We start from the raw sequence: 12,973 nt of genomic DNA, 5'->3' as shown, positions 1-12,973 counted from the left end.
GGTGACGATGAACGATCTGACTGTGGCAAGCTCACTGATTGGCTCAGCGATACCGTCTCCGCCGCAGGGAGCGTGGAACATTGGTCCACTGACCATCCATATGTACGGCATCCTCATTATGGTGGGGATGGTCGCTGCAGTGTGGATCACCGGCCGGCGGTACGAGCGGCGCGGTGGCGTGGCCGACTTCATGTACGAAATTGCGTTGTGGGCGATCCCGCTGGGAATCATCGGAGCGCGAATCTACCACGTGGTGTCCTCACCTGATGCTTACTTCGGCCCCAACGGCAATCCCATTGACGCGTTCAAAATCTGGAATGGCGGTCTTGGAATCTGGGGCGGCGTCGCTCTGGGCGCTGTTGGTGCCTACATTGCGCTGCGACGCGCCGGCCAACGAATGGGACCTCTGGCAGACTCCATTGCACCGGCCCTCCTGGTGGCACAGGCAATAGGCCGGTGGGGGAATTGGTTTAACCAGGAACTGTTCGGCGCGCCGACGACACTACCGTGGGGGCTGCAGGTCGACGCGGCTCACATGCCTGCCCAGTATGCCGCCGGCACGCTCTTTCACCCGACATTTCTCTATGAATGCCTGTGGAATTTGGTTATTGCCGCACTGATCGTGTGGGTGGATCGACGCGCACGGTTCGCTTCAGGTCAGGTCTTCGGGCTGTATCTGATGGGATACACGCTCGGGCGTGTGTGGATCGAGATGCTCCGCGTTGACGAAGCGCAGCACATTCTGGGGCTGCGTCTGAACGTGTGGACATCGATCGCGGTCTTCCTCGCGGGCCTGGCCGTTTTCTGCGTGGCAGGACGCCTCGGCAGGTCAACGACTGTCAGCGAAGACGAGCATGAGCGCCTGCGGGCACACCTGGGCCTCGACAAGTCGGATGGCGCAGATAATGAGGCCGACGAATCTTTAGATGAAGAGGATGTATCGAAACTCGCGGACGAATCGGGCAGCGTGCAGGGCGCGAAAAACGTCTTTGATAGCGCCGAAGCCGGTGAGGGTTCCCCTGAATCGAGATCGGCACTGTAGAGTAAGAGTATGCGTCGAGCAAAAATCGTGTGTACGTTAGGCCCAGCCACTGAATCTGCCGAACAAGTACAGGCACTCGTGGACGCGGGCATGGATGTGGCCCGTATCAACTGCTCACACGGAACTCACGAAGGACACGAACGTGTCATTGAGCGTGTGCGTCGTGCAGCGATGACGTCGGGCCGGGCCGTAGCTGTTCTTGCGGACCTCCAGGGCCCGAAGATTCGTCTGCAGACATTCAAGGACGGCCCGCAGTTCCTTGAGATGGGAGACACCTTCACGATCACGACTGAAGATGTCGAGGGCACCAAGGAACGCGTCGGCACGACGTTCAAAGGCCTGCCGGGGGATTGTCGTCCTGGTGACCGTCTCCTGATCGACGATGGAAACGTCGCCGTGCGTGTCATGGAAGTAACGGACACCGACGTAACCACCAAGGTAGAGGTCCCCGGATTTGTGTCCGATCACAAGGGCCTGAACCTTCCGGGTGTTGCGGTGTCAGTGCCGGCGCTGTCGGAAAAGGACCGCGATGACCTGCGGTGGGCACTGAGGATCGGTGCGGACTTTATTGCATTGTCCTTTGTGCGCAACGCCCGCGACATTGACGAAGTGCACGCGATCATGGACGAGGAAGGCCGCAGGCGCCCTGTCATCGCGAAGATTGAAAAGCCGCAGGCCGTTGAGGTGCTCGAGGAGGTCGTCGACGCCTTCGATGGCATCATGGTGGCGCGCGGTGACCTGGGTGTGGAGATGCCGCTTGAAGCTGTGCCGCTGGTTCAAAAACGCGCCATTGAGTTGGCACGCCGGGCAGCCAAACCGGTTATCGTTGCGACCCAGGTACTGGAGTCGATGATCAAGAACCCGCGTCCGACCAGGGCTGAGGCATCGGACTGTGCGAACGCGATCCTTGACGGTGCTGATGCCGTCATGCTGTCGGGTGAAACGTCGATTGGTCAGTATCCGATCGAGGCTGTACGCACGATGGCACGCATTGTGGAGAACATCGAAGAAAACGGTGGTGAGCGCATCGCGCCGTTGGGTGGTTTCATCGCAGACCGCTCGGCCGTGATCTCCCAGGCCGCCGTGTCAGTGGGAGAGAAGCTCGATACGAAGTTCCTGGTGACCTTCACGCAGGCAGGAATGACGGCGCGCTATATGGCGCGTCTGCGTAGCCCTATCCCAATGCTGGCTTTCACGCCGCTCGAAGAGACACGCAGGCAGTTGGCACTGACGTGGGGAGTGCAGACCTACCGTGTGCCCTCGGTGATGCACACCGATGACATGGTCTGGCAGGTCGATCAAATCTCACAGACAGCCGGGCTGTGTAAGCAGGGTGACCAGCTGGTCATCGTGGCCGGTATGCCGCCGGGCGTGTCGGGCTCGTCGAACCTGATTCGTGTTCACTCAGTGGGTGACGATATTGATTACTCCATTGGTGGCCGAGTCGGAATGCTGGGCAGACAGTAGATGATCGCGTCGAGCCGTCAGCATCAACGGCGATGCTGCGGGGAGGACGTTTTCTCTAACGGCCGCCGAGGCTTATTCTCACGCGACCCGATGATGTGTTATCGTTGACGTGGATGCAAACTGTCAACCTGGTGTTGAGAGTTGCGCTGATATGACTTCACACTTTCCACCTGATGAGGGGTGGGCGAGTGTGATTGAGAACTGAATGCCTGACGGGGCGGCCTGTGCGCAAAGAGTACATACCCCGTTATGGCGTGAGGAAGAAGAAGAGGATAGAAATATGACAATTGAAGATCGCAATGCAAAGACCGTGTCAGTCCATGACCGGAATTCGGATCGGCAGGCAAACAACGTTCTGCTTGATCAACTTTCCAATGCGGTACGCCCGTGGTTTGCTGATTTCACGAACGGCGACGTACGTCGCGCCATCGAGGCTCTGCGTGTGCCTGCCAGCCGCATCGCTGCAGCAGACTTTCTGGGTCTTGAACTCATTGAAGCTGCATAAGGGAAAGCTACCACAGACGCAGTGTTGGGGGTCGGCCACATGTGGCCGACCCCCAACACTATCCCATCAACACAGTGCGAGTCCTTCGAAAACAGAGCCCCTTCCTTCAGATCCCCGAGCGTAACGGCCAGTCGCACCAGCACGTGTCGTGCTTCATGTTCTGTCCGGCTCGGATAGCTTGAGCATAAGAAACGATTCTTGGGAGATACTTCATTCCACCTGTCAGTTTGCTGGGAATGTGACCAGGCGCAGCGGTTGTGTTCCATTGGTCCACGGCGCTGCCCTGCTTCTCGGCCGTATCGAGTGAGATCTTTCTTGCTTCGGGGGTGAAAAGACATTCACATTGTCGTAGCCTGCTGCAGGACTTTTTCCATCCCATTACGAGCGGATACTGCAGTGAAACACAGCTCAGAAGGGTGATTCCAACTGGTGTGATAAACGCACCCTAAACGCCCTCGTCGAGGGAGTTTTCAGCCGAATAATGCCGAATACTTCTGTACCCCGGGTGGGATTCGAACCCACAACAAGCCGGGTTTGAGCCGACCGCCTCTGCCAATTGGGCTACCAGGGCACACGCGAACGTGCTCATCAAGGATAAGATATTTATTGATCAGACACCAATTGAAGGAATTTCAGATGAGCACAGACGAAAACAAGCCGCGAAAAGTGTTAGTAGCTGAAGACGAATCCCTGATCCGCCTTGATATTGTCGAGACGCTGACCGCAGCAGGTTTCGACGTCGTCGCAGAGGCAAGTGACGGAGAAGAGGCTGTTCGGCTGGCACTGGAGCCCGACAACGAGGATGACACTCCTGATCTGTGTGTGATGGATGTCAAGATGCCCAAAATGGATGGCATCACAGCTGCAGAGAAGATTCTGCGAGAGCTCTCCTGCGCTGTTGTCATGCTGACTGCCTTTTCACAAAAAGAACTGGTCGAACGTGCGCGCGACGCAGGAGCTATGGCGTACGTTGTGAAGCCTTTCAGCCCTGCCGACCTGATTCCCGCAGTTGAAATCGCCCTGTCCCGTCACCGTGAAATCGAGTCACTGGAAGAAGAAATCTCCGACATGTCGGAGCGTTTCGAGACGCGCAAGCGCGTTGACCGCGCCAAGGGACTCCTGATGGAAAAGATGGACATGACTGAGCCTGAGGCGTTCCGATGGATCCAGAAGACGTCCATGGATCGTCGCCTGTCCATGCGTGAGGTCGCAGACGCAGTGATCGATCAGGTGGATGACTGAGACTGCTTGAGATATGTGTATGCGGGTCTTGCACGAAGTTGCAAGACCCGCATTGTTGAGTGAGAGTCGCGCTCAATCAGTCGAGACGCTCTTCGCCGTCGACGTTGCTTTCAATGCGCTCCTTCTTGAGGTCTTCAGACACGGTCTGCGTGTCCTGAACGGTTTGCGTCTCGAGTGACACGCGCTCAACAGGCACGCTCTCCTTGGAGACAACGACACGGTCCTCATGCAGGGTCACGGAAGCAGCACCCTCGGAGATGTCCTGGCCATCCAGGTTCTTTGCCTCTTCCTCACTGATGGGGGTGCGAACCACACGTACTTCCTCGCGCTCGACGGGAACCTCGACAGTCTCGGTTTCGGTGACGACCGTCTTGCGGAGCTGAGCTTCACCAGTCGCGACGCGTTCCTTGGCAACGTTGAGCTGTTCTTCGGAACGAATGATTTCGCCTTGGTCTGCTTCGTCGTGGATCGGCTCCTGGTCAGCCAGGTGACGCGCCTCAGCGGCGCGATCCTCCTCGTGAACTTCCTCGTCGGCCACAGGCGCAACGGGGGCGGCGGCAGGAACGTCTGATTCCGGTGCAGTGCGCGGAGCTTGGTCCTCGATCGGTGCTGCACCATCGGCCAGAGAACCGACACCGTAGTGGCGGTACAGTGTGTCCTGATCCTCAGGAGTCAGGTGACCTTCATCAGCGAGGTCAGGCGCATCCTTGATGCGATCCTTTTCAAACGCGAGGTGCAGGCCTTCCTCGTCGAGGCGGTATCCACGCAGTGGGACAAGGCTGGAGCCCATGCCAAAGAGGCCGTGAGCAACTTCGATGAAATCGGGCTCACCCGTCGCATCGTTGGTAAATACCTGCTTCACGTCGCCCAGCTTGTCGCCGTTGGAGTCGAAAGCTATTGCGTTGGCAAGTTCTTCGATTGAGTGTGTGGTCATGACAATGTCCTCTCAATTGGAGTTTAGGTAGGTGTGACGTAAGTCCCTATCCCAAAAATGAGATTAACAGTGTCTGTGGCATTCGTCTCAGTGAACTCAAGAGGTGTAGACCGCGTATTTTCGTCGCCCTTGTCAGTCTCGCTCAAGACCGAGATCAGCGTCGCTTCAGCACACGATTGGAAATACGTGCGGTTCCAATGAGGCGTTCATCTCCATCGGTGATCGAGACCAGATGAACCGTTGATGAGCCACCCAGATGGGCCGCACGGGTCGTCGCCGTAATCGGCCCCTTGGTGCCTGCTCGAAGATGCGAGATGGACAGTTCCACGCCCACCACGTAGGCATCCGGGCCGCCCACACTGTAGGCGTGTGCTCCCGCCGCAAGCGATCCGGCTGTCTCAGCCAGAGCCGCCGATGCGCCGCCATGCAGAATTCCAATTCGCTGCGTATTGCCCTCAAGCGGCATTGTGATCGACGTGCAGTCAGGGCCATACTGTGTCACTTCCATGCCCATCGCGTCCATCAGCGTCCCTGGCCAATGCTGACCCACCATCGTCGGCCCATAGTCACTGTGAGATTCCTGATGGTCATCAGATTGATGTGAATGTGTGTCATTGGCGTGATTCGTCTCGCTCATACCTCTAGGGTGTCATGTGTGGACGGAAAACTGCTGATTATTGATGGACATTCGATGGCCTACCGCGCGTTTTACGCGATGCGTTCGGGTAATTTCCAGACCTCGACCGGTCAGGACACCAGTGCTGTGTTCGGATTTATCCGCATGCTCACGAAGATCCTCAAGGATGAGAATCCGACACGTGTCGCTGTTGCCTTCGACGTCTCGCGTCATTCGTTCCGCACGGATAAGTACCCGGAGTACAAAGGCACGCGCGATGAGACTCCTCCTGAATTCCACGGACAGGTTGATCTGATCGACGCGTTCCTGGAAGCCATGGGTATCTGCCGTCTGCGCAAGGAGAATATAGAGGCTGACGACATTCTGGCCACCCTTGCACATACTGCGTCTCAACAGGGGCTGGATGTTGTCGTGGCATCAGGTGACCGCGACGCCTTCCAGATGGCGAACGAACACGTCACGATTCTGTACCCCGGTCAGTCGATGTCGGACCTGCGTCGCATGACACCGGAAGCCATTGAGGAGAAGTACGGCGTGCCGCCTCAGCGTTACCCGGAGCTTGCCGCGCTGGTGGGGGAGACCGCCGACAATCTGCCAGGAGTGCCTGGCGTCGGCCCCAAGACCGCTGCCACGTGGATTAACAGATTCGACGGACTGGAAAATGTCCTGGCTCGCGCAGATGAGATCGGTGGCAAACGCGGAACAGATCTGCGCGCCCATATCGATGACGTGCGCCGCAACCGCTCGCTGAACCGCCTGCTCACTGACGTTGATCTGGGAATCACCCTCGATGACCTTTACCGTCGTCCCACCGAACATTCAGAGGCGATGAGTCTGTGCGACAGCCTTGAATTCGGACCCGGCACGCGCCGCGAGATCGTCTCGGTCGCATCGATCGCACTCAACCCCTCTGCTCCGGACGCCCTCGTCAATTCCGGGGGCAGCGCGGCCGACGAGGGTGGCGCGGAAGAATCACTCATCCTTGATGACGTGGAAATTATCCGAGCCGATGCGAACACGAATGTCCAGCAGGTCCTTGCAACCTTTGAGGCAGAGACGTCAGTGGGAATCTGGTGCGAAGGCGTCGCGAACCCGCCCCTGCCTGACCTGGAACATCTTGCGATCGCGAGCGGCATGAAGGTACTCCTCATTGATGCTCGAGAGGTCACCACCGAGCAGACGGCTCAGTGCACGCAATGGCTGGCGCACCTGACACGACCCCTGATTGCCCATGACCTCAAAACACTGGTGCATATGATGCGCGCCTGGGACGTGGAGACCCTGCCGGTGACCTTCGACGTTGCATTGGGCGCCTACCTGCTGCGGCCCGAGCAGCGCTCCTACGCGATCGACGATCTGGCTGAGCAGTATCTGGGCGTGCACATCACGGCCCTGGAAGAGGAAGAATCCGGTCAGCAGATGCTGGATCTGGACGGTGAATCGGAGGAGAAACAGGCTGCGGCGCGTAGACAGATGGCGCAGCGCGCAGCCGTCCTGCCGTATGTGGCTGATGCTCTCAGGCGGGCGATGAATGATGATGAACGAACATTGCTTGACGATGTGGAACAGCCTGTCGCGCGCATGCTGGAACGCATGGAACACGTGGGGATCGCGATTGACAGTGAGGAACTCGACCTGCAACGTCAGGAGCTGTCGAAAGCTGTTGAAGGTGCTGCGCAACGCGCCTATGACGCAATCGGCCACACGGTGAACCTGTCGAGCCCCAAGCAGCTCCAACAGGTCCTGTTTGATGAACTCGATATGCCCAGGACTAAGAAGACGAAGACGGGGTACACGACGAATGCGGAAGCGCTGGAGACACTGTTCGCGAAGACGCGCCACCCGTTCCTGGAGCATTTGCTCACGCACCGCGACCGCATCAAGCTGTCCCAGATGACGCAGTCCCTGCACAGCGCGATTGCTGATGACGGCAGGATTCACACGACGTTTTCTCAGATTGCGACTGCCACGGGGCGGCTCGCCTCGTCGGAACCGAACCTGCAGAATATCCCCGCGCGCACACCCGACGGCATGCGCATCCGGCACGCGTTCGTTGCAGGGGAGGGGTGGCAGTCCCTGATGAGCGTGGACTATTCGCAGATCGAGATGCGCATCATGGCGCACCTGTCCAACGATGAAGGACTGATTGACGCCTTCAACTCGGGTGAGGATCTGCACCGCACGATGGCGTCGATGGTGTTCGACACGCCTGTCGATCAGGTGACATCCGAGCAGCGTTCGCGCATCAAGGCCACGTCCTACGGTCTGGCCTACGGGTTGTCATCGTACGGTCTGTCTGCGCAGCTCGGAATCGGTGTGCCGGAGGCGGCGGAGCTGCGCGAACGCTACTTTGAGCGTTTCGGCGGCGTGCGTGACTACCTGGACGGCATCGTGGAGCAGGCCCAGAAGGATGGCTTTACCCAGACAATGTTCGGTCGTCGCCGCTACCTGCCCGATCTCATCTCCGACAATCGTCAGCGCCGTGAAATAGCCAAGCGTGCCGCACTGAACGCGCCGATCCAGGGATCGGCAGCCGACATCATCAAGATCGCGATGGTTGGAGTCGACAGTGCCTTGCGCGACGAGAAACTACGCTCGCGCATACTGCTGCAGATTCACGATGAATTGATTCTTGAAATAGCCGAGGGAGAAGCTGTGCACGTGGAAGAGCTGGTACGTGAGAACATGGCCTATCCTCCATTGCCGCATGGCCTGCAGACTGCTCGCGCCCCGCAATCCGATGACGATGGCGATGTGGAACCCACCGGCCAGGAGGAAGCCACCGACCATACGCGCGCCGAACACCCGGTGCTGGCGCTGCGCGTGCCGCTGGATGTAGCGGTGGGGATCGGCCATTCATGGAAAGAAGCTGCTCACTAAGTGCACCAGTTGTGAGATTGGTCAAATATGTCACTGCTCACACATCTTTTCAGGAGCTGAGGGTAGATCTTTGATCCTGAACTGGTAAACTTTCTCGGGTGTGTGTCAGTTGCCTTCGCGGTGACTGACGGACACACTCAATTTTGTCCATCTACTAGATCGTCCGTTTCGGAGTACATAACTACATGACCACCAGCACCGAGCAGCCGAGCATCTCTACGCCTCAGGTTGCAGTGAACGACATTGGGTCTGAAGAAGACCTGCTCGCCGCCATCGACAAGACCATCAAATACTTCAACGATGGGGACATTGTCGAGGGAACAGTCGTCAAGATTGACCACGATGAGGTCCTCCTCGACATCGGCTACAAGACCGAAGGAGTCATCCTTTCACGCGAATTATCCATCAAGCATGACGTCGATCCTGATGACGTCGTCGCGGTGGGTGATCAGATCGAAGCTTTGGTACTCCAGAAGGAAGACAAGGATGGCCGCCTGCTTCTGTCGAAGAAGCGCGCACAGTACGAACGCGCATGGGGCCAGATCGAAAAGGTCAAGGAAGAAGAAGGTGTTGTCACCGGCACTGTCATCGAGGTCGTCAAGGGCGGCCTGATCCTCGACATCGGCCTGCGCGGCTTCCTGCCCGCATCCCTGGTTGAGATGCGTCGCGTGCGTGACCTGCAGCCCTACATCGGCCGCGAGCTTGAAGCCAAGATCATCGAGCTCGACAAGAACCGCAACAACGTGGTCCTGTCGCGCCGCGCATGGCTGGAGCAGACACAGTCCGAGGTTCGCACCAACTTCCTCAACACCCTGCAGAAGGGACAGGTCCGCAACGGCACCGTCTCCTCGATCGTCAACTTCGGCGCATTCGTCGACCTGGGTGGCGTGGACGGCCTGGTGCACGTCTCCGAACTGTCCTGGAAGCACATCGATCACCCGTCAGAGGTTGTCGAGGTCGGCCAGGAAGTCACCGTCGAGGTCCTCGACGTCGACATGGACCGCGAACGCGTCTCCCTGTCCCTGAAGGCCACCCAGGAAGATCCGTGGCAGGCATTCGCCCGTACCCACGCAATCGGCCAGGTTGTGCCCGGTAAGGTCACCAAGCTCGTTCCGTTCGGTGCGTTTGTGCGCGTCGAGGACGGAATCGAAGGCCTTGTCCATATCTCCGAGCTCGCCCAGCGCCACGTTGAGATGCCGGAGCAGGTCGTCAAGGTCGGTGAAGAGGTCTTCGTCAAGGTCATTGATATTGACCTGGAACGTCGCCGCATCTCGCTGTCGCTTAAGCAGGCCAACGAGGGCGTCGACCCGAAATCGGAAGACTTCGATCCGTCACTGTACGGAATGGCTGCCGAATACGACGAAAACGGCAACTACAAGTACCCTGAAGGCTTCGATCCGGAAACCCAGGAATGGATGGAAGGATACGACGAGCAGCGCGAGGCCTGGGAAGCCCAGTACGCCGAAGCGCACGCCCGTTGGGAAGCCCACCGTGCCCAGGTTGCCAAGGCACTGGAAGAAGACGCAGAGGCTGCTCCGTCAGTCGAGGAACAGGCGTCCTACTCCTCGCCGGTTGACAACTCCGGCACGTTGGCATCGGATGAGGCACTCGCCGCTCTGCGCGAGAAGCTGACGAACAACTGATGCTGATGCGGTAAGAAGCTGCACGAAAGATCCCGACTCGCCAAGCGAGTCGGGATCTTTCTATATGACAGCGACGGTGGTGCCTACTTCATGCGCACTGCGCACACCGCGAGGGAACCTGAACGTAGGCTGTCCGGAATCTGTACCGCGAGGCCGTTGCGCTCAGCCGGTGACGAATTACCGAGCCAGCGAACAGACGCATCGCTCGGGCACCCTGACGGAATCTCAACGTCGCTGCGCTGAGAAGGATCCACGAAGATGAAGAGCTCACCATCATTGCGCGTGTAGCGTTGCGAGGCTTTCCTACTGTCAGCATCGATAAAGACGCGCGTGCCGTAGATCGCCTCGCCGTTCGTCTTCAACCACTGTCCCAGGCCGCGCAGCGAATTTTGCTGGAGCTCCGGGATAGTGCCATCGGCGCGTGGTCCGACATTGATGAGCAGATTGCCGTTCTTGGAGACAGTGTCGACGAGAAGATCAATCAGGGCTGGTGCCGACAGGGTGTTGTTCTCGTCTTCATTGGTGTTGTAGCCGAATGAATGCCCCAGACCACGTGTTGCTTCCCACGGCTCGGGGATCACTGAGTCGATGATGCTGTACTCGCGCGTCAGGTAGCCATGGTAGGGAATACCCCAACGATCGTTCACGACACCATCGGGAACAGTCGAGAAGTATTTGCGGAAAAGCGAGGCCAGAGCGTAATCCTCATTCGATTTTCCGCTGTCGGGCCATTCGATGTCGTTCCAGAGAATGTCGGGATGGAAGCGGTCAATCAGCTCGCGCAGCTGATCGGCCGCGTAGCGCGCAAATTCAGGGTCATTGCGACGGTAGACGAACAGATCTCTGTCCGATTCGATCGGCGGGAAATGCGCAACGTGCCAGTCATGGGCGCCCGAGAAGTAAACGCCGAACTTGAGTTTCGCCTCGCGCGCACTGTCATGAAACTCCTGAATGATGTCGCGCTGGGGGCCTCGCTGCGCGGCTGAGAAGTTCGTGGTGTCCGTGTTCCACAGGCAGAAACCGTCGTGGTGCTTGGTTGTGGGAACGAGGTAGCGCGCACCTGCCTCAACGAAAAGGTCCACCATCGCGCGCGGATCGAACTTCTCCGCGTGCCACATGTGCGCAAAATCCTCGTAGGAGGTTCCGATTCCGTACTTCTTGTTGTGGCGAATATGCGCCGGGCTGTGCGGAATCCGCACTGTATTGGCATACCACTCGGCGTAGGAATGCATTGCGTATTCGTCATCGGGCTGTACGCCTTCTTCAGGCAGCGATGCCCAGGCGGGAACAGAGTAGAGACCCCAGTGAACGAAAATGCCGAGTTTGGCATCCTGGAACCAGTCGGGCACATCGCGTTGTGGGTAGGTTGGCTCAGGAGAGAAAACCGGGCCGGTGCGATGTTCGAAATTAATCACTATATTTCCTCTTCTAGATAGAGTCTGATTTGGTTTCTGAGAAATGGCGCACTAGGGCGTAATCGGATGCCGCTCGCGCAAGATTTAGACTACAGAGGTCAACGTGTCTCACGGTCGGCACTTGTTGAAGGGTAGAAGTATTTGAAGTGAGCTGGGAAGTAAAACCGGATTCTAGGTAGGGCCAAACTTGAGTTAATTTCCCTCCGATCAAAACTTCCGATAGGCCGAGCAATGTACAGGTCGCTCCGACAGACCGGCCGATTAGGGAGCCAACTTTCTCAACCTTTTCAAGAGCGACACGGGGTTCAGAATCGAGAAAGTCTCGAGCATCCTGCATTGAGTCGAGAGGATGTGAAGTTGTATGCGAAAGCAGCTGGATAAAGGATTCGACTCCGGCGAAAACTTGAAGACATCCGGAATTTCCGCAAGAACATGGGGGCCCTGACGGGTCGACTGAGACATGTCCGAATTCTGTGGAAGTACTTTTTTCCCCGTGAAGGAGGCGATTGTCGTGGACAATGGCGGCACCAACGCCGATGTCCAGAGAGACTAAGAGGAAGCTCTGTGGTCGTGTTGGTTCAAAGGATAAATTCCATAGTGCAAAGTTTTGTACGTCGTTAACTAGGACAAAAGAGTGACCAGTCGCTAGGGAGAGTAAACGTGCGAGAGGCCAGTTTGCTCGATGATGGACCACCGACAGGCTGACATCTTTTGCGTTCGGAGTTATCGTACCGGAAACGGAGGCTGCACCTCCGAGGCAATTGATGCCTGGAGGCAGATCTGATTCAAGAGAACTGACGGCTACTGCAATAGTGCTAGGCATCTCGTCTAGAGATGAATAGTGACAGCGAGACTCCTTCAGGATCTTTCCTGATAGTGAAGATAAGACGAGTGTTGATTCATCAACTCCGATGTCGATTCCAATCGTATATGCAGCGGCATCGTCTATCTTCAATGGCTTCTTTGGTCGGCCTCCGTTGCTCGGTGTTGGATGCATTTCCGTCAAGAACCCTGCATCTAGGAGTCTCCGTACCTGCGTCGTCGCGGTAGGTGCTGATATGCCTAACATAGGCGCAATCTCGCTCCTGCTCAGGGGGCCAACTCTCGAAAGGAGGTGGAGAATCGCGCTCTGGTTCTCAGCATCTAACTGATTCACTTGGTTATGCACCTCCACCCAGAGAGCTAGATTTCTTACTGGTAACTAGCTT

At 57.5% G+C, this 12,973-nt stretch carries 10 protein-coding genes and 1 tRNA gene; 6 read left to right on the top strand and 5 right to left on the bottom strand.

The genetic code is table 11. From position 1 onward, the window contains the following. Window positions 1–7: 7 nt before the first annotated feature. The 3 genes from lgt (at window position 8) to QP093_RS01090 (ending at window position 3,014) form a co-directional block, all read left to right on the top strand. Window positions 8–1,042: a prolipoprotein diacylglyceryl transferase gene (gene lgt, locus QP093_RS01100; protein WP_285014121.1), complete on the top strand. Its 1,035-nt coding sequence runs from the start codon at window positions 8–10 to the stop codon at window positions 1,040–1,042. Window positions 1,043–1,051: 9 nt separating this feature from the next. Continuing rightward, window positions 1,052–2,509 carry a pyruvate kinase gene (gene pyk / locus QP093_RS01095; protein ID WP_092648555.1) on the top strand — a complete coding sequence of 486 codons (1,458 nt, stop codon included), beginning with the start codon at window positions 1,052–1,054 and terminating at the stop codon, window positions 2,507–2,509. 280 nt (window positions 2,510–2,789) lie between these two features. After that, a complete protein-coding gene (locus QP093_RS01090; RefSeq protein ID WP_058236642.1) occupies window positions 2,790–3,014 on the top strand; it encodes a hypothetical protein in 225 nt (74 codons plus the stop codon). Between the two features lie 497 nt (window positions 3,015–3,511). Here the strand turns inward: QP093_RS01090 and QP093_RS01085 are convergent. Beyond that, window positions 3,512–3,585 (bottom strand) — tRNA-Leu (locus QP093_RS01085). A 65-nt stretch (window positions 3,586–3,650) separates the two neighbouring features. On the opposite strand from QP093_RS01085, the gene QP093_RS01080 reads away from it, so the two are divergent. Beyond that, window positions 3,651–4,256 carry an ANTAR domain-containing response regulator gene (locus QP093_RS01080; protein WP_058236643.1) on the top strand — a complete coding sequence of 202 codons (606 nt, stop codon included), beginning with the start codon at window positions 3,651–3,653 and terminating at the stop codon, window positions 4,254–4,256. A gap of 76 nt (window positions 4,257–4,332) precedes the next feature. On the opposite strand, the gene QP093_RS01075 is transcribed toward QP093_RS01080, so the two are convergent. Both QP093_RS01075 and QP093_RS01070 read right to left on the bottom strand, forming a co-directional pair. Continuing rightward, window positions 4,333–5,190, bottom strand: a complete 858-nt coding sequence (locus QP093_RS01075; protein ID WP_058236644.1) for a YsnF/AvaK domain-containing protein — start codon at window positions 5,188–5,190, stop codon at window positions 4,333–4,335. Window positions 5,191–5,344: 154 nt separating this feature from the next. After that, complete coding sequence (locus QP093_RS01070; RefSeq protein ID WP_227469353.1) at window positions 5,345–5,827, bottom strand: PaaI family thioesterase; 483 nt, start codon at window positions 5,825–5,827, stop codon at window positions 5,345–5,347. A gap of 18 nt (window positions 5,828–5,845) precedes the next feature. On the opposite strand from QP093_RS01070, the gene polA reads away from it, so the two are divergent. Further along, window positions 5,846–8,707 carry a DNA polymerase I gene (polA, locus tag QP093_RS01065; RefSeq protein WP_285014120.1) on the top strand — a complete coding sequence of 954 codons (2,862 nt, stop codon included), beginning with the start codon at window positions 5,846–5,848 and terminating at the stop codon, window positions 8,705–8,707. A gap of 185 nt (window positions 8,708–8,892) precedes the next feature. Continuing rightward, window positions 8,893–10,350: a 30S ribosomal protein S1 gene (rpsA, locus tag QP093_RS01060; protein ID WP_058236645.1), complete on the top strand. Its 1,458-nt coding sequence runs from the start codon at window positions 8,893–8,895 to the stop codon at window positions 10,348–10,350. 83 nt (window positions 10,351–10,433) lie between these two features. On the opposite strand, the gene QP093_RS01055 is transcribed toward rpsA, so the two are convergent. Together QP093_RS01055 and QP093_RS09990 are read right to left on the bottom strand one after the other, a co-directional pair. Further along, a complete protein-coding gene (locus QP093_RS01055; protein ID WP_058236646.1) occupies window positions 10,434–11,765 on the bottom strand; it encodes an alpha-L-fucosidase in 1,332 nt (443 codons plus the stop codon). Between the two features lie 13 nt (window positions 11,766–11,778). Beyond that, the gene (locus QP093_RS09990; RefSeq protein WP_350309944.1) at window positions 11,779–12,921 is read right to left on the bottom strand and encodes an ROK family transcriptional regulator; all 1,143 of its coding nucleotides are present in this window, start codon (window positions 12,919–12,921) and stop codon (window positions 11,779–11,781) included. Window positions 12,922–12,973 lie beyond the last annotated feature (52 nt).

Origin of the sequence: Pauljensenia sp. UMB10120, assembly GCF_030212035.1 — a bacterium.
GTDB lineage: Bacteria > Actinomycetota > Actinomycetes > Actinomycetales > Actinomycetaceae > Pauljensenia > Pauljensenia radingae_A.
The sequence above is the reverse complement of the archived record's forward strand: the minus strand, read 5'-3'. Positions and strand labels throughout refer to the sequence as shown.

Excerpts from the sequence above, each read along its gene's own strand:
- lgt (WP_285014121.1), top strand. The coding sequence starts at position 8 with ATGAACGATCTGACTGTGGCAAGCTCACTGATTGGCTCAGCGATACCG.
- pyk (WP_092648555.1), top strand. The coding sequence starts at position 1,052 with ATGCGTCGAGCAAAAATCGTGTGTACGTTAGGCCCAGCCACTGAATCT.
- QP093_RS01090 (WP_058236642.1), top strand. The coding sequence starts at position 2,790 with ATGACAATTGAAGATCGCAATGCAAAGACCGTGTCAGTCCATGACCGG.
- QP093_RS01080 (WP_058236643.1), top strand. The coding sequence starts at position 3,651 with ATGAGCACAGACGAAAACAAGCCGCGAAAAGTGTTAGTAGCTGAAGAC.
- QP093_RS01075 (WP_058236644.1), bottom strand. The coding sequence starts at position 5,190 with ATGACCACACACTCAATCGAAGAACTTGCCAACGCAATAGCTTTCGAC.
- QP093_RS01070 (WP_227469353.1), bottom strand. The coding sequence starts at position 5,827 with ATGAGCGAGACGAATCACGCCAATGACACACATTCACATCAATCTGAT.
- rpsA (WP_058236645.1), top strand. The coding sequence starts at position 8,893 with ATGACCACCAGCACCGAGCAGCCGAGCATCTCTACGCCTCAGGTTGCA.